Raw genomic sequence first — 18,897 nt, 5'->3', positions numbered from 1 at the left:
TGCTATTCATGCAAAATACAAATCCCTGGGCTTTAGAACTCCCCATTGATACCTTTTTCTTTGATTGCGACGGGACACTCTCTCTAATTGAAGGCATTAATGAATTAGCAACCATGAATGGGGTTGCCCAACAAGTACATGAAATTACTGAACGATGTATGGGGCAAACCGGCATGACCCCTAATGATTATCAGCAACGTTTGAGCTATGTTCAACCTACACGAGAACAAATAGAAGAGCTGGCCGAGCGCTATAAACGCAATATTGCTCCCGGAGCACAAGAACTCTTTCAGTTATTGCATCATTTTAATAAAAAAATCTATATCATTTCCGCAGGGATTAAAATGGCCGTAGTTCCCTTTGCTGAGGATCTCCGAGTTCCCTCAAGTAATGTGCTTGCAGTAGAAGTGTATTTTGATAAACAAGGGAACTATCAAGACTTTGATAGACAAAGCAATATGACTCAGGGCAATGGTAAAACATTGGAAATTGCCTCAATACTTAAACCAGGTGAACGATCCCTACTGATAGGTGATGGAGTAAGCGACTGGGAAGCTCGAGAAACAGTAACACGATTTATTGGTTTTGCTGGTTTAAATCCTAAAGAATGGGTGAAAAACCATTCCGATTTCTATATCACCAATACCAGCTTTTACTCAATAATCCCTTTAGGATTAACTCAAGATGAGTTGAAACAATTGCCCTCACAATATTATGCTTATTATGAACAAGGACTTGCAGAGATTTATAATTCTATTGTTTTGATCAAGGGAGATGCGCATGTTCACCATTCAAATTCTTGATAATATATCTCCTCAGAGTTTGAGCTTGTTTCACCCTGACGTTTATCAATTAGGTCTTAATCCCATCGACCCGGATGTTATTTTGGTGCGCTCCCATAAATTACATAATCATCCATTTTCAAAAAACTTAAAAGCAGTAGCGCGGGCAGGAACAGGTATTGATAATATTCCCATCGATGTGCTGACCAATATGGGTGTCCCGGTATTTTATGCACCTGGAGCAAATGCCAATGCAGTGAAAGAATTGGTAATGGCAGCCATGATAATAGGCTATAGACATTTAGATGAAACACGCTCCTTCATTACTGAATTAGCAAAAGAAGATAACCAACTATTTCATCGAGAAATAGAAACGAAAAAAAAGAAATTTGTTGGCCATGAAATTTCAGGTAAAACTTTGGGCGTTATAGGTTTAGGTAATATAGGCGTTAAAGTGGCTAATGCTGGATTAGCCTTAGGAATGAAAGTATTAGGTTTTGATACCAATATGACTCTGACAAATGCTCTAGCATTGATGCCCGGAGTTGAAAAAGTCATTGATATGAATGTATTGCTTGCCCACACAGATATTATTACGCTGCATATTCCTTTAAATGCAACAACCACCCATTTAATCAATGAAGAAAATATTGCCCTAGTGAAACCCCATACCCTGTTACTTAATTTTTCACGCGAACAAATAGTAAGTGAAGCAGCTATTTTACAACAATTAAATAATCAGAAACTCATGGGTTATATTACAGATTTTCCAACAATTAACTTGGCTGATCATCCTAATGTTTTGAGCTTTCCTCATTTGGGGGCAAGTACCCAGGAGGCGGAGCAGACCGCAGCAGAAATGGTAATTCGCAATATTTGTAATTATTTAGAACATGGGATCATTGAGTATTCTATTAATTTTCCAAATATCTCCCTTTCTACTACTCAAGTCCCTAATTGTTACCGTATATTGGTTATCAATAAAAATACTCCAGGAGCGATGGGTAAGATCACCCAGAGCATATCAAAGCTAAAATACAATATTGAACAAATGGAAAATAAATCACGTGGATTAATTGCAGCGAATCTTATCGATATATGCGGTCCTCAAGAATCACTACCCCAGCTTTGTGAGCAATTAAAACATATCTCCAATTTAATGGCTGTGCGGCTGATTTCGGATCCTCAAAAACAATAGAGTACGTTTTTTTTTGAAAAACTCGATTTTCTCTACTAAACTTTCAAATGTTATTCCCTTATTTGGATATTTCTAGTCTATTTAATAAGGATTGCTGTGCATAATATCGAGCTACTGGCCATCCGCCATCAAAAAACAAATGGAATGGCCGTTTGTTTAAAGCCAAGAATTCCTTACATTATCACTCCTTCTCTGGTGCTTGAAATTCGTAAGCTGCAAAATCAAATAGCAGAGCAGTACTACAAGAACCCATGGGATGGAATTTATTATCTTCTGTGGTACTTACATTCCGATACCACACCCTGGAAAGGCCTTGATTTTCATTTTATCCATAAAGCATTGCTAAGCCATCGTGAGCACGCAATAGAACATTATATTGAAAATTTATTTGAATTGCTTTTTATTAATTACGTAGGCTTTGGCCTTCCCGTAATTAACTGCTCTATCGTAAACAGAAAACTAAGTGGAATCTCACAAGATTTTTTCTATCTAAATCAAATCAACTTCATAAAGCGATACAAAGAATTGAATTGCTTCAGTCAAAATAAATTGCCTTTTAGTAAATTAAATTTTAGCCCCGAAATAAGAAAAACATCATTCCCTTTTAAGATTTACACCCGCAATAATTTTTATGTCTTTGATTCTATTAATTTGAACTCAATGAGAAAAATACTTGGCGCCTATCGGTATTCCCCTATATACCTGCCTCAACAAAATGAAATAAAGCTTATTTTCAAGCAAAAAAGACAGGAAACGATTGCAAAAATTTATCAGCTGGCCTCAAAGAACATCAATTTAATAGAGCGTTTTGCCTTAATTCAGTCTTTAAACGGCTCACATCACAACAGCAAAAAAGCTTTGTAGCCTGGAAGTACCGCATTTCTATAAAGCCTCTCAAATTCCGAGTTATGGTTACGTTCTTCACTAAGCTATAATCCCAAAGATTCGAACAGCGCATTCCATAGAATAAAAATAAGAGGAGAGGCTCACATTTTAAATGCAATAGAGTATAATATGTAAAATTTTTATACAGCCAGAGGATAAATAGATGTTCGGCATGAACGACAGTGTAGGAAAGTCTTTTTTTAAAGAAGCAAAGCCGGACGAGCTTTTTATTACCAGTCGTTTTTTTACCTTGCAAGGAGAAGGACCTTTTCGCGGCCATCCAGCCTATTTTATTCGTTTGGCCAAATGTAATTTGGCATGTTCCTTTTGCGATACTTACTTTGATACTGGTGAATGGAGAAGCTTTAAATCATTACTCGAGGAAGCAGATAGCGTCATTGCTGCGTTTTTTCAGAGTCGTAATCTTCCAACGCCCTACTGGGCAAAAGGCCTGGCAAAAAAAATGGTCCTCGTAATTACAGGGGGAGAACCTTTATTGCAACGAAATTTATCGTTATTTTTAGAAGAAGCCAAGTCGTATTTCCAAGACACTCAAATTGAATCGAATGGTATTTCCATTCTAGCAGACCTTCCTAAAAGCACCACCTTGGTAGTTAGCCCCAAGTGCCTGGAAAAGGATGGGAAAGTTATTCGATACCTGAAGCCGAATGCAAAAATGTTGGAACGTGCTGATTGCTTGAAATTTGTCATGTCAGCCCCCGAAGAGAACAAGTATGTACCTTATAGTGAAATACCAGCCTGGGCACATAAATGGGCCGAAAAAACAAAGAAACCGGTATTTGTGAGTCCTATGAATAGATACCAAAAAGAGCCTCAACGTGTTAGCACAATTCGTGATAAAGGACGTGATCTTACTTTAGCAGAGCGTTCTGAAATCAATGAAGTAGTCAGCTTTTGGGAACCGGGGCTTTTAGATATGGAAAAAAATCAACGTAATCATGAATATGCAGCAGAATATTGCATGAAATATGGATTTATTCTTAACTTGCAAATCCACCTGTTTGCAAGCTTGCCCTAGAGCGATTTGTCAGAAACTGCTGCTTCATGCTTGAATGGCAACCTGTTTGCAAACAACTGACTCTTGATCACATCTCTGCATACGTCCGCGGGGTTCGGTGCTCATTAGCGCAGATCTTCTGCGTCTCGCGGACACCCCTGCGAACAAGTCGTGGGGGCGGGACGTAGGGGGAGCGATCGACGTTTTTTTCAGCGATGTGTGAAAGATTCGCTAAAAACTTTCAATTAATCCGAGCTTACCATATCGTGACCACAACATGTTGGTGATTTAATTTGTCCACACCCATTAGGACATTTTGCTACTTGAACCTTCCCATTATCGGTTTTAACAACATCACTAACCAGTAGTGCATTGCATTTGCTACACATTAAGTTTTTCACTCCCATTCCACATTTATGGCATTTGTATTCCATTATCTTTTTCTCCTTGTAAAATAAATCTGTTTCAACCTAGAAAAAAACAGTTGAGGCCGTAACGAACAAACTAAAAGTGTTATAGATCTTGGTTAAATATAGGGACAAATTATGGACTTGTAAATTGCGGTTTATTAAGGGTTTACCTTAGTGCCGCACGCAATGCTTCTTCAATATGGTTTTCATCAAATATTTGAATGCCATGCTCCATTAATAATGCGGCAGTAACGCCTTCCCCTTGCATCAATGAACGCGTAAATGTTCCATCATAGATTGTATTCGATCCGCAAGAAGGACTTCTGGTTTTTAAAATAGCAACACGTATGTGATGCTTCTTTACGAGTTCCAGTGCTCTTTGGGCACCTTCAAGAAAAAAGTCAGTAACATCTTGATTGTTCTTGGTTTTGACTAAAGCATTTTTCTTTAATACATCGATGCCTGATTTTCTGCCTTGAATCTCAGCAGGGGGTCTGGGGGTAGGTAATCCTCCTGCCATTTCCGGACAAATAGCAATTATTTTTCCTTCTTTAAACCATTGCTGTAAAAGCGGATGGTTCTGCAAACAATCGCCTCCATCATAACGAACTTTTTGACCAAGAAGACAGGCACTCATGAGTATTTTAGACATAAAACCTCTGTATCAACCAAATAAAACGACACTATAGTTTATAGCACCTGTTGAAACCAGGCAGTCTTATAGCCTGACTCTCCTTAATCTAAGTGCATTAATAATTACCGAAACAGAACTTAATGCCATCGCTGTTGCGGCAATAATGGGATTAAGCAATAATCCCATCACTGGATACAATACTCCGGCAGCTAAGGGCACACCTAATCCGTTATAAATAAAGGCAAAAAATAAATTCTGACGTATATTGCCCATTGTCGCTCGAGATAGATGATATGCTTTAACGATGCCACGCAAATCACCATGCAGTAAAGTAATTCCAGCACTCTCAATGGCAACATCAGTACCTGTACCCATTGCGATACCAATATCTGCGATAGCCAAAGCGGGAGCATCATTCACCCCATCTCCTGCCATTGCCACAATAAAGCCTTTATCTTTCAACTCACTCACTATACGACGCTTATCCTCGGGCATAATTTCAGCAATCACATTTTTTATACCTAAACGACTTGCCACTGACTCTGCAGTTCTTTGACTGTCCCCAGTGAGCATATATACTTCAATCTCATTTTTTTGCAATTCGAGGATGGCATCAGGCGTACTCGATTTAATTGGATCTTCAACTGCCAGGATGCCAATGATTTCATCGTCGACAGCCACAAACATTACAGTTGCTCCCTGAGCTCGTAATTCATCAGCATTCTCGTCGAGCGATGTATTATTTGCCCCATATTCTTTCATTAATTGCCGATTCCCAAGTGCAACTTTTGAACCACTAACCTTACCTATAATACCTTTCCCTGCAATTGCTTTAAAATCCGTTGCTGTAGCAAATGACAGCTGTTTCTCTTTTGCCGCAGTGATGATTGCGTTGGCAATCGGGTGCTCGCTCTGCTGTTCCAATGCAGCAGCTAAAGCAAGTATTTCATCAGCTTCATATTCTTTTTCAGAAATAATTTGAGTTAGTTTTGGATGGCCAAGCGTTAGAGTACCCGTTTTATCAACAACGAGTACTTTAACTTTCTCCATGTGCTCCAGTGCCTCAGCATTTTTAACTAAGACTCCATTCTGAGCACCTTTACCAACACCCACCATAATGGACATCGGTGTTGCCAAACCTAACGCACAAGGACAGGCAATGATCAGCACGGATACCGCCGCAAGCAAACCATAACTAAATGAAGGTTGTGGACCTAAGAAAAACCAGACAGTAAACGCCGCTAGTGCAATCAAAATCACCGCGGGTACAAACCATCCTGAAACTGTATCAGCTAATCGTTGAATTGGGGCTCTACTTCGTTGAGCATCACTCACCATTTGTACAATATGAGAAAGTATGGTGTCACTACCCACATGTTCAGCTTTCATTATAAAACTGCCATTCTGGTTTATTGTCGCTCCAATCACTTTTGAGCCAGCCACTTTATTTATTGGCATCGATTCCCCAGTAACCATGGATTCATCCACATTACTGCCTCCCTCGAGTACCTCACCATCTACAGGAATTTTTTCGCCAGGACGGACACGAAGCATATCCCCTACCTGGACTTGATCCAGAGTTACGTCTTCTTCATTGCCCTCCTGATCAATTCGACGGGCGCTTTCAGGAGCTAAATTCAATAAAGCACGAATGGCTCCGCCCGTCTGCTCTCGTGCTTTTAACTCCAGAACTTGTCCGAGCAAAACCAGAGTAGTGATGACTGCAGCTGCTTCAAAATAAACATTGATTACTCCTTGGTTACGGAAAGCAGCAGGAAAGAGTCCAGGAAACAATAGAGCTATAGTACTATAAACCCAGGCAACCCCTATCCCCATAGCGATGAGTGTAAACATATTCAGTTGACGGGTTTTCAGTGAAAGAAAGCCGCGCTGAAAAAAAGGCAAACCACACCATAAAACTACAGGAGTTGCTAATACAAATTGAATCCAGGCAGAAGTATTGGCCGCAATGAAATGGAACAGATGACCGCCCATTTCTAATACAGCTACAGGGATACTCAAAATCAGTGCCACCCAAAACCGGTATTTCATGCTTTTGTATTCAGGATTTTCTTTTTCTGCGGAAACGGTTTCCGGTTCTAAAGCCATGCCGCAAATAGGGCAATTTCCTGGATCCGATTGGCGAATCTCTGGATGCATAGGACATGTATAGATTCCGGTCTCAGTTCGATGATCATCCGGATGACTAGGAAGCTGCCTATGCATAGGATGTTGATGACAGGCCTTATGCGCATTCATTGGTTCTGGTGGCGTTTTTTTATGCTGTTCGCGATCACAATGCCCATGTTTCATAACTCACTAATCCCTATAATTTCGTAACGTTACACGACCTGTCTTAGATTGAAATTGAAGGGTAATGGATTTTTTTTCAATCTAGATATACATCATTTTAAACAGATTATATAAAAATTATACTTTTTGTTTTAAAGAAAATCCACCTTTAATTGTCTATAAGATTGGCCTATTATTGAATTAACTCATCAACTGTATACTCATCACTTTCTAGTAACTTAGCAAGAACCTGATTAAATTCATGAGCAATTAAATCCTTGCACTGAGTTGTTATCGGCCCATTAATCGAAATTAAATACTCACCTTCCTGATTTTTTGAAAACAAAACCCATAAAGAGCGACTGTTTACCGGACGATCCTCGCTGCCAAAATGATTGGCATATCGATATTTAAGATGGGTAACACTCATATCCCGTACTGCTTTACTGAAAAAAGAAGGGGTAATATTTACAAGAACTCTTAACCGCTCTGGTTTTTGCAGAGGTATATTTAATTTAAATAATTTATTAAATTTTCTTTTGAGTGACGTATTAAAACCTAGTGCTTCTGCCCAACTTAAGTACTTGAGATAAAAATCAATCATCACTGAATTAAGCTTGCTCTTTCTAAATTGCTTGGTTAACCACAGTTTATTCCACCTATAAAACAAATAATGGCTCACTGTGAATCCCGAGTCTTTAAACTCACTGTTTTTAATTACATGAGAACATTTTTGAAAAGAAGCTGTTTTTAATTGCTGCTCTTCAATGGCCTTAATAAAATCAATGAAAGTATATTGGGTATCTAAAGTAATATTGAGTCGTTTATATTCCGAAAACAAACCGACAATAGAATTATATTGGCTGCCTTCCCTACCACTATGAATCTGAATAAATGGTATTTTCTTTTGGCGGCTGAGTTTGTAAAAAACAAGATGGCATGCAGCAATTAATCCGGTACTTACATTGATATTTTTAGCTCTATGCCATTCAATAAATTGTTCTGCTCGCTGCGAATCAATAGGATAATGAAATAAATATTTTTTTTGACGTTCTATGGACATAAAGTATTTACGTCCGAGATACAGCATTTTAAAACCTTTATTATAATTCTGCCAAAATTTAATTTTATGTTTTAAATTCGCTGTATAAAGATGATTATTTTTTTTGACAAAGTTAAGAAATGAATCTTTTTCTGGTTCAAGAATCAATTGTTTGCCTTGAGCAAGCATTCCGTAGAATTTTTTAAATTGGCTCAATATAAGATCGCATGAAGGTCCATCAACGATGATATGAGGAATAATTAGGTGCAGTTCATGCAGATCACTATTTATCTTATAAAGAGATACCCTAATGAGTGGCTGTTGTGTTAATGGAATCTCCCACATCATATTATTTTGAAACTCTTGATTGAGCACCTTCTCTTCGTTATTTAAGGAGATGTCTTTATAGATTAATTCAAATTGACCTTTTTTCTTCAACACTTGAATGGGTACTTCCGTCTCGAAGCTCAACCAAAAAGCACTATTCTGTTTTACTACTGCATCAAATGCCTGGGCTACATAATCCTTATTCAACTTGCCTTGAATCTGTAACTGCGTGCCAATATTATACGGATAATCTTGCCTGTTGAGCACCCAAAAAACAAATTGAAAATCACATAAAGGGACTTCTTCCCCAACTATGTTTATCGCTGCCTGATTTGCAGTTTTATGATCAAAATCAAATAAATTGTGTAATTCATTCGTGATGTTTTTAGCAATCTTGCTAATACTTGGCTCATTAATAAAGTATTCTATTGATAAGTTCAGGGTGGGGCTTTGTAATTTATCATGAATGCGATTGCGAATTTCTATAGCCATCAGGGAATCCAGGCCCAAAGAGAATAAACCATCATCCAACTTAATCTGCTCTACATCATCTAACCCTAAAACATCTACGGCAATTTCGCGTAAAACCTGACTCAGTATGGTGATACACTCTTCCTTGGTGTGTTGGCGAAGAGAGTTTAAAAAGTGCTGATCGGCTGGAAGCGTATGCTTCATAAGCTCCACTAGCCATGCCTGTTTCGGTGAATATTTGAAATAAATATCCCAGTTAATAGGACATACAGCAATTTGCGCCAACTGAGTTCTTAACAAAACATCAAGAACATCAATGCTGTCCTTGTCTAACAAAGTAAAGCCGCGTTGTTGAATTGCCTGGCTCAGATTTGCAGTCATTCCCATTGAATGAAAAGGTCCCCAATTGATTGACAATGCGGGAAGTCCTTCGTGCTGACGCAGATAGGCTAATCCATCTAAAAATCCATTGGCTGCAACATAGTTTGCTTGTCCTCTAGCACCTAATACAGAAGCTGAAGATGAAAATAAAACAAAAAGATCCAGTGGAATATTTTTGGTTAACTGATGCAGAATCAATGCACTTTCCATTTTTGCACTTAATACACTTTGCATCTCTTCGTCATTTAAATTGATCAATAAACCATCTTGCACAATGCCGGCGAGATGAAATACGCCTTGAAGTGTCTCGGAACTCTGTTCAATTTCTGTAATGACATGTTCCATTTGCTGATAATTACTGGCATCAGCCTGATAATGTTTAATGAATACGTGTTTTTTCCGGGCGAGATCAATCAGAGCTTTAGTATCCGCAGAGCATTCAGACCTACTCGTAATCACAATATGGTGTACCCCTCGGTGAATAAGGTACTCAATTAATGTTTTTGCCAAACCGCCTGTACCGCCAGTGATCAGGTAAGTTGCATCACTTTTAAATAACATCTCTTGTTGTGCAAGAGTTGCCGAGAGCTGTGCTTTCTTTAATCTGGGAATATAAATCGCATCTCTGATGGCGAATTGATTCTCAACACAGTTGGCAGCCAAAAGGTACTTTAAAATCTCTGATAAGGCACTGTGGGTGCCCAAATCGATGGTGTAGTTTTTGGTAAGTTCAAGCTCATTGCTAAAGGTTTTCCAAAAAGCGCATGCCATAGTGTGGTAAGGATTTACCTTATCAGAATCCTGAATCGCATATGCATTTTCTGTGACCAATATGAAGCAATTAGGCCGTGACTTAAACATTTTTTGACAACAATAGAATAACTCGTTGAATTGATCCTGACTGTATAAAAAAATTATATTTTTATTTTCAATATGCTCCAGCTCATCCAGATCGCGTATCAGCCGATAATCCACATCACCCAATACTGTTTTTGCCTTATCCGGTTCATTTGTTATCACAAACAACTCGGGCAACTGCTTTTGAGTGAATAAGTTCGACTTAAATGGGATCCAGCGAATTTGATACAGCTGTTGGAGATAAGATTCATAAGGAATGAAATGACTTTGGGTCACTCTTCTTAGCTTCAACTTCTCAATTGCACCAATCAATAACCCTGAAGTATCATAAAATTTAACATCAAAACACAGTTCACTCTCATGCTCTGAAATTCTTTGAATTAAATGAACCCACACACTTCGTGGTGCTTCCTGAATTGTAGTCATCCGTGCAAATGTATAGGGCACATAAGTAGAATGTTCAACCTGATTGCCTCTGAGCAACAAAATACTTTGCATCACACCATCAAGCAAAATAGGGGGATAATAATAGCTAATGCTCTGAGTGCTTTTAGTCATTACCTTCGATAGAACGTTGTCGGCATGAATATAACTCTCTTGTAGCACTTGGAATTCAGCGCCATAAAATAGAGCCTGCCTTTTAAAATGTTCATAAATTTGTGATAAATCAAATCGACGTTTAAAAGTCGATTTTAAATGATCAATATCAATAGATTCAGCTATTGAGGGTGATTGCAAATTAATTTCCATTTCCGAATACAATTGCCAATTATCATCTTGTTTTGCAAAAATATTGATTTTGTATTGTTCTTCATTTTTCGGTTTGACTTGAACCTGAAGCTCTTGATCGTGTTTCGGGTAAAACGGACGTTCAATATGAAATTTTTCAATAGAAAAAGTATTGCGCTTCAATACAAGTTTGGCAACCGCCAAACCCGACTCAATAAATGCTGTTGCCGGGAAAACAACCTTATTAAAAACAAAGTTCTGGTTGATATAAGTTAAATTTTCTAAATCCAGCTTATTACTAAATAAAAATTCATTGCCAGGGAGTGAAAACATCTGTCCTAAAAGAGGATGGAGAACATCTGCAGGGGTCCGGGTAGAGGTTTTTTTATCAATCCAAAATTCAATGGGATCAAATACATAATGGGGTACGTTGACTTTGTTAAATTCAAAACCACTGTTTTTATAATATAAGCCCCAATCAACTTGTTTTCCTTGCATATAGTCTGCCAATACTGATTTAAGCGCAGGATCATTCTGTATTTCAAGTGCATTCATTTTTCCATGAGATAATGCAAACTGCCCTGTTTCTAATAGTTGGCATGCTTCTTGAGCATCCTGAGCAATTAAAGCCAATCGATAAGTATACTGCTCGCGGCAGGTAGCTGCAGTAAAACAGATATCTCCAAAATCATCAGATGTTGTTGCCAAATACTGTTGATAACTTTGAGCTAAATGTTCCAGGGCTGTTTGCGAATTCGCAGAGAGAACCAACAGTTGAATTTTAGAGGGCTTAGTTGCCTTATGCTCTTCAGCTTTGGGAAATTCTTGTAAAAGAAGATGAGCATTAGTGCCGCTAAATCCAAAGGCATTAATACCGGCACATCTTAATTTGGAATCGGGGTTCCAATCAATTTTTTGCACTGCCAGGCGAGTATCCCCCAGATGAATATGGGGATTTAATTTGTTGAAATGAAGCAACTTATAAATTTTTTTCTTTTGCAAACTGATAACCGTTTTAATAACACTTGCTACTCCAGCAGCGCTTTCAAGATGGCCAATGTTGGTTTTGACTGCACCAACATATAAAGGATTATCCTGAGTACGCCCCCTTCCATAGATTTGATTGATTGCATGAACTTCTATCGGGTCACCCAAAGGTGTACCTGTTCCGTGTGCTTCAATATAGCTAATGTCATTACTGGATAAATCGGTTTGGCTTAAAGCCTTTTGCATCACTTCTTCCTGGCTTTTACCATTGGGAACGGTCAAGCCCGCTGATTTCCCATCACTATTTACCGCGGACGCTTTAATGACTGCTAAAATGGTGTCTTTATCGCGTAGCGCATCGGATAATCTTTTAAGAAAGAGTATGCCGCAGCCTTCTGCACGGGCATATCCATCGGCTTGCTCATCGAATGTTTTGCAGTAACCATCCGGAGCTAAAGCTTTGGCTTTGCACAAAGTAATATTTGCTTCAGGCAATAACAGCACATTGACACCGCCAGCCAATGCATAATCAATTTCCCGATTTTTTAAACTTTGACATGCATAATGAATGGCAACCAGAGAAGACGAACAGGCGGTATCTACACTAATTGATGGGCCTTTAAAGTCAAAAGTATATGCTACACGACCAGGAATAAGATTGGACACATTTCCGGTAATCGAATAGACGCTGAGCTCTTCGTTAGAAAAACCGGACTTCTCCAGTTGCGCATAGTATTCATTGGGGCCTACACCTGCAAAAACTCCCGTCAAACTACCCCGTAATGACTCAGGCAAATAATTTGCATTTTCTAATGCCTTATAGGAGCATTCTAAAAAAATTCGTTGCTGAGGTTCCATCAATTTTGCTTCACGAGGACTAATGCCAAAGAAGTTCGCATCGAAACATTTAATATTTTCGATTAATCCAAGTTTATTGACATAAGATTTTCCTGGAGCGTCCATATCGGGATCATAATATTTTCGATTATCCCATCGATCGGATGGAATTTCCTTCATGCCACTTTTGCCTTCTTCAAGCAGCATTTCAAAAGCAGTAACATTGGGAGCATTAGGAAAAGTACAACTCATACCAATAATAGCAATTGAATCATCAGTCTTTTCTGCCACTGGTTTTGGCGATTGCTTGATAACTAAATGTTTATCCAATTCAGATTCTATATACCGAACCAGTTTGTTAATTGATGGGTAATCAAAACCTATGGTGGCGGTCACTTTAATCATTGGTGCCAGCTTTTCTTTAAGTTTGGTTGCCATTTCAGTGATCATCAATGAATCGAAACCAAGTTCAAAAAATCCTTCATCTGCATCCAGATCCTCTGCATCGGTTAGTTCAAGGATCTCATTACAAATAGCGCACACCATATCTTTGCAGGCTTGGAATCGATTCTTTTCGTCAATTTCCAGGTAATCATTAAGCCATGATGACAAATTCTTATCAGCAACTTTTTCTGTTATTGCCAGATCATCTGCTAAATATTTATGAAAAGCAGGTACAGGTTTAGGAACAAAATCAAGCATGAATTTGAGGTATTCCGGTGAAATAATGGCTACATGGCTTAATTGATCATTAATAAGAATTTTAATAAATGTCTGGCCTTGTTCATTACTGACTAAAGATTGTTTCAAACTTTGGTCTTGAGATCTTTTTTTGGCCATCCCAACCTCACCCCAAGGCCCCCACTCAATCGCGGTTCCCACTAAGCCCAAACGTTGACGTTCAGCAATCAAAGCATCTAAGAAACTGTTTGTACCACTGTAAACTGACTCTTTATTGCTTCCAAAAACTGAAGAAATCGAAGAATAGACAACAAAGAAATCCAGATCGAAATTTTTACTTAACTCATGCAAATACCAACTGCCTTGGACTTTGGCAGAAAATAAATAATCTACATCCTCGTTTGTATGCTCCAGTAATGGGGCTTTAAGCGCCGTACCAGCTGCATGAATAATGCCTTTTAACAACCCATCAGCATTCAATTCAAGAAGCAAGAGACGTAATTTTTCTTTGTCAGTAACATCCAAACTCACAGGACTAATGGTGCGGCCAGTATAATTATATTTAATTTTTTTAATTGCTTCTTTTACTGCAGGTTTATCCACATTTCTTGAAGTGAGGATAACTTCTCTGGCACCGGCTGAAAGCAAAGCTTGTGCAGTGACTAAACCTAAACCGCCGCAACCACCGGTAATTAGATACCGACCTTCACCATATAAAGATCGCCTCCTATCCACCAGTTTGGCTTTCTTCAGCCGTGCAACGAAGCGTTTTCCTTCACGATAGGCAACTATATGCTCATAGCATTGATCAAAATTATGCCGGATTTCATCCACGATTTGCCCAGCATAGTCTTCATCTTCCGTTTTTCCCGTATCAATCAAAATAGTATTTAATTGCGGTAGCTCTAAAACCAAAGTTCGGCAAAATCCAACAAGCGGGCTATTACTCAGATTGAGTTCACCTGCAGCAAGTTCAGCGATTGCATTTACAGTAAGTACAATTAATTGCAATTTTGCGGCTTCATTACTCAATTCTTTAACCAGAGTTAATAATTTCTTGAGTGTTTTCTTTTGAAAATCGATGCTGGATTCAATATCGGTTGTTAAAGGGTTATCGAGTCCCATTGCAAAAATAATCCCATCCAGTTGCCCTAATGGATAGTTTTCATCCTCTAAAATAATATCTAATCCCTGGGCACTAAGCCGGGGGGCTAAATGTTGGGCTCCTATAAGTAGCCAATTATTACCCTGAGTTTTGCGATTATTTCGAGTACAAAGTTGCTGCTGCCATTGCAATTGAAAACTCCAATCTTTAGGAAAAGGGGCATCTTTGAGTTTATCTTTCGTTTCAAACCAATGCTCTTCGCGAGCAAACTCATATAAAGGGAGTTTAACTTTTCTAAACTGGGTATTTAGGGAACGATAATAATCGCTCCAATCAATAATAACTCCTGCTTGATAGTCCTCCTGTAAGTGCACCAATGATCTGGGTTGTTGCAAAGTCATAGGATTGTTTATTTCTTTTTTAATCTGATAGATCGTATAGTTATTCTTTTCAATAACTGCAGCGGCTTCTTTTGTTGTCTGTGCCTTAATCGTTACACGAAATAAGAAATGACTGCGACAGGTTGCGGCGGTATAGCAGATATCCGCAAATTCCTCCGGCGTATTCGCTAAATACTTTTGATAACTTGCTATAAGTAATTCAAGAGCGGGCTTACTTTTTGCTGAAAGCACTAATAAGGATTCTTGTGGGAGTATGCGCTTTTCTATTTTTCTTATAGGGGGTGCTTCTTGCAATACGACATGCGCATTGGCTCCACTAAACCCGAATGAACTAACGCCAGCACATCGTAACCCCTCTTCTTTAGACCACTCCATAGTGCTCAAAGGAATTACCGTATTTTTTAACTCGATCGCAGGATTTAATTTTTTGAAATTAAGATGCTTAAATAATTGATGTGTTTGTAAGCTTAAAACGGCTTTAATTAAGCCGGATACACCCGAAGCACTTTCGGAATGGCCTATATTCGTTTTTACTGAGCTGACGTACAGGGGCCTCTCTGTGCTGTGAGCTTCACTAAAAATTTTCGTCAGCGTATTTACTTCGATTGGGTCAGCTAATGGTGTACCTGTGCCATGTGCTTCGATGTAATCAATATCCACGGGCAATAATTTTGCTTTAGCAAGTGCGCTGCGAATTACTTCCTCTTGAGCAGTACCATTAGGAACAGTAAAACCACCGCTTTTACCGTCACTATTAATTGAAGTGCCTTTGATTACTGCAAGAATCATATCATTGTCTTTTAAAGCAGTGCTTAACCGTTTTAAAACAACAACACCACATCCCTCGCTGCGTGCATAACCGTCAGCATCCTCACTAAATGTCTTACAGCGACTTTCGGGAGATAACATTCTGGCTTTTGAAAGGGTAATGTTGGAATCTGGAGCCAGCAAAATATTCACCCCTCCCGCAAGTGCCATATCACAATCACCATTTTGCAAACTCAAACATGCATCGTGAATCGCGGTCATCGATGAGGAACATGCTGTATCAATGGCTTGTATTGGTCCATGGAAATCAAATGCATAAGCCACTCGGCCAGGTATCGCATTTAACACATTTCCAGTTGCAAAATAAATGTTTAGATCTTCTAAACCTACACCAAGACCCGCTAATAACCGTGGATATTCATTCGTACCACAACCAACAAAAACTCCAGTTTTACTGTCTTTAATCGAAGCTAGAGGTAAGTTTGCATCTTCCAAAGCATGGTAGCTAGTCTCCAGAAACACCCGTAATTGCGGCGACATGAGCTTTGCTTCACGTGGACTAATATTAAAAAAATCTGCATCAAAATTTTTTATATTTTCAATTAATCCAAGTTGTTTAATATAGAGTCGACCCAAAGCATTCACATCAGGATCATAAAACTTCTCATTATCCCATCGCTCTAAAGGGATATCAGCCATACCGCTTTCGCCGCGTTCCAATAAGGATAAAAATTCATGGATATTCTCTGCTTTGGGAAAACGACAACTCATTCCAATAATTGCGATAGGTTCGTTGCTGAGTACATTCACTATAGGTTGGCGAGAAACGGGTTCTGGCATCTGAATTTGTTGTATGTGTCTGGCCAACTTATCCAAAGTTAGAAAAGCAGGAATGGACACTTTATAAGAAAAGAGTTCATAAACGATCTGCTCTAGTTCGGTCAGTGACTCCTGATTGAAACCCAGAGAACCGAAATCCTGATGTTCTTCTAAGTGTTCTCTTTTTAAAAGAGATTGTATTTGAGCGGCAAGCCTCTCCTTGATTGCTTCTACTTGCTGCTCTTTGGGTTGCAGGCATAAAGTATTTAACCCATTCTTTTTTCTGGGCTCATGCCAATAAGGTTTTCTATCAAAATAATAAAGGGGTAAATCTGTTTTATTGAATTGAACATTATTTGGATCGATTTTTATATTAAATCCTGCAAGATACGCCTCATAAATCTGATGTGCATCAGGGGTTATTTTTTGAATCTCTTTTTTTACCGTGATCTTTTGCAGCTCATAATCGCCAGACTCAATCTTTTTGATCAATGTTTCTTTATCTTGAGTAACAATGGCACAACGATATTTATAATGATCCCGACAATTGATGAGTGTAAAACAAATATCATGCAAACTCGCCATACTCTCGCGAAGATACAGTACATAACGTGCTAACATCTGCCTTAATGAATACTCACTATTTGCTGAAACAACAAAACATTTTGTTTGCCCATCATCTAATGGTACCGAGGGTAATGCATCATTGTCTGCTTCTTCAATGATCGCGCTTACATTAGTACCCGTAAAACCGAAATTAGATATCTGCACATGTCTCTTTTTATTTTTTTGCTTCTTAAAAGCAATTGCTTGTATTGGTAAAAGCGCGGGTATGCTTTCAGGATCTATCGTTTTGTTCGGTTGTGTATAATGTAAATTGGCTGGAATTGTTTCATGTTTCAATGCACCGATTGCTTTAATCAGTGAGGCAACTCCAGATGATGAAATACTGTGCCCTATGTTACTTTTTACTGCGCCAATAATCAGAGGCTTAGCTTGGTTATGATGGCCTTTATGTATGTGTTGGATCGCATTAAATTCAACTGAATCACCCACAATTGTACCCGTTCCATGAGCTTCAATATAATCAATATCACTTGGGGCTAAATGAGCTTGTGCCAGCACTTCGTGGTGCATTGCAATTTGTGCCTTAATATTTGGAGCAACCAAAATCGTTCCATCATCACCATCCTGATTCATGACAATACTTTTGAGGACCGCATGAATTGTATCCTGATCTTTAATGGCATCACTTAAGCGTTTTACAATAACGACACCACACCCTTCGCTGCGAACATAACCATCCGCATTGATATCAAAACTTCTGCATTGGTCCTGTGCAGATAACATTTTTGCTTTAGTCACACTGATAAAACTTTCAGGGCAAAGACTAAGGTGAATCCCACCAACAATGGCCATAGAACATTGCTTCATTCTCAACGAGGTTGCCGCAACATAAAGCGCTGCCAGTGAAGAAGAACAGGCTGTATCTACAGCCATACCGGGTCCCTTTAAATTGAGAAAGTGCGACAGTCTTCCTGCTGCAGCACTGCTGGCTGCACCAATCTGGGTATACGCATTAAATTCGATATGGTCTTTATAATTGAGTTGGCTGTAATCCTGCGTTGAACTACCAAAGAATACTCCGGTATTTGAATTATTTAATGAGTCCAGTGGAAGGTTGGCATGATTTAAAGCACGAATCGCTACCTCTAAAAAAAGACGATGTTGCGGATCCATTTGTTTGGCTTCGACTGTAGATATTTTAAAAAAAGATGCATCGAATAACTGAGGGTTATTAAGAAAACCTCCTTTACGACCAATTATTTTATCGGTTTTCTCACGATCAGGATCATAATATTCATCAACGTCCCAACGATTTTTTGGCATTTCCTTAATAGGCGAAAGTCCCTTGAGCAGCATTGTATAAAATGCCTCAACATCTTCTATATCCGAATCAACCCCAGGAAATTGGCAATTCATTCCAATGATTGCAAGAGGTTCATTAAGAATGTCTTTTGGATTACGTTCCTGGTTTTTTTTCACCACTTTAAAATACTCCCATACCACCAGAGACAATACCATGAAGTTAAGAAACCAAGTGCCTTACTTACGTTCCGTGCTTGTCCGAGAAATTCAGAAACTCGCGACATTTCTGGATCCTGCGGAACCCCGGAGCTGGCCGTGGAGACAGGACGTAGGATAAAGGGCCAAAAGTCATTAACTTAATGGCAGTGACCACCAGAGGTAGTACACAAAATTAAAATAAAAA

The 18,897-nt window shown here is 38.8% G+C and carries 8 protein-coding genes; 4 read left to right on the top strand and 4 right to left on the bottom strand.

Annotated features, from left to right (window positions below):
* Nucleotides 1–8 precede the first annotated feature (8 nt).
* From LXO92_RS06810 to LXO92_RS06795, 4 genes are all read left to right on the top strand, one after another.
* Entirely contained in the window at nt 9–803 is a 795-nt protein-coding gene (locus LXO92_RS06810) for an HAD-IB family phosphatase (protein WP_182351918.1), read from the top strand.
* Nucleotides 781–1,980 carry a 3-phosphoglycerate dehydrogenase family protein gene (locus LXO92_RS06805; RefSeq protein ID WP_182351917.1) on the top strand — a complete coding sequence of 400 codons (1,200 nt, stop codon included), beginning with the start codon at nt 781–783 and terminating at the stop codon, nt 1,978–1,980. Before LXO92_RS06810 ends, LXO92_RS06805 begins: the two co-directional genes overlap by 23 nt.
* 96 nt (nt 1,981–2,076) lie before the next feature.
* A complete protein-coding gene (locus tag LXO92_RS06800) occupies nt 2,077–2,844 on the top strand; it encodes a hypothetical protein (RefSeq protein ID WP_182351916.1) in 768 nt (255 codons plus the stop codon).
* A 184-nt stretch (nt 2,845–3,028) separates the two neighbouring features.
* Complete coding sequence (locus LXO92_RS06795; RefSeq protein WP_182351915.1) at nt 3,029–3,904, top strand: 7-carboxy-7-deazaguanine synthase QueE; 876 nt, start codon at nt 3,029–3,031, stop codon at nt 3,902–3,904.
* Between the two features lie 224 nt (nt 3,905–4,128).
* Here the strand turns inward: LXO92_RS06795 and LXO92_RS06790 are convergent, their stop codons facing one another.
* From LXO92_RS06790 to LXO92_RS06775, 4 genes are all read right to left on the bottom strand, one after another.
* Nucleotides 4,129–4,317, bottom strand: coding sequence for a hypothetical protein (locus tag LXO92_RS06790; RefSeq protein WP_232890664.1), 189 nt, complete (start codon nt 4,315–4,317; stop codon nt 4,129–4,131).
* Nucleotides 4,318–4,459: 142 nt separating this feature from the next.
* Entirely contained in the window at nt 4,460–4,945 is a 486-nt protein-coding gene (locus LXO92_RS06785) for a 2-thiouracil desulfurase family protein (protein WP_182351914.1), read from the bottom strand.
* 66 nt (nt 4,946–5,011) lie between these two features.
* A complete protein-coding gene (copA, locus tag LXO92_RS06780; protein WP_182351913.1) occupies nt 5,012–7,240 on the bottom strand; it encodes a copper-transporting P-type ATPase in 2,229 nt (742 codons plus the stop codon).
* Nucleotides 7,241–7,412: 172 nt separating this feature from the next.
* Complete coding sequence (locus tag LXO92_RS06775; RefSeq protein WP_232890663.1) at nt 7,413–18,674, bottom strand: SDR family NAD(P)-dependent oxidoreductase; 11,262 nt, start codon at nt 18,672–18,674, stop codon at nt 7,413–7,415.
* Nucleotides 18,675–18,897: the final 223 nt, after the last annotated feature.

It is taken from the genome of Legionella resiliens, from assembly GCF_021344005.1.
In the GTDB taxonomy this organism is placed as follows: domain Bacteria; phylum Pseudomonadota; class Gammaproteobacteria; order Legionellales; family Legionellaceae; genus Legionella; species Legionella resiliens.
The sequence above is the reverse complement of the archived record's forward strand: the minus strand, read 5'-3'. Positions and strand labels throughout refer to the sequence as shown.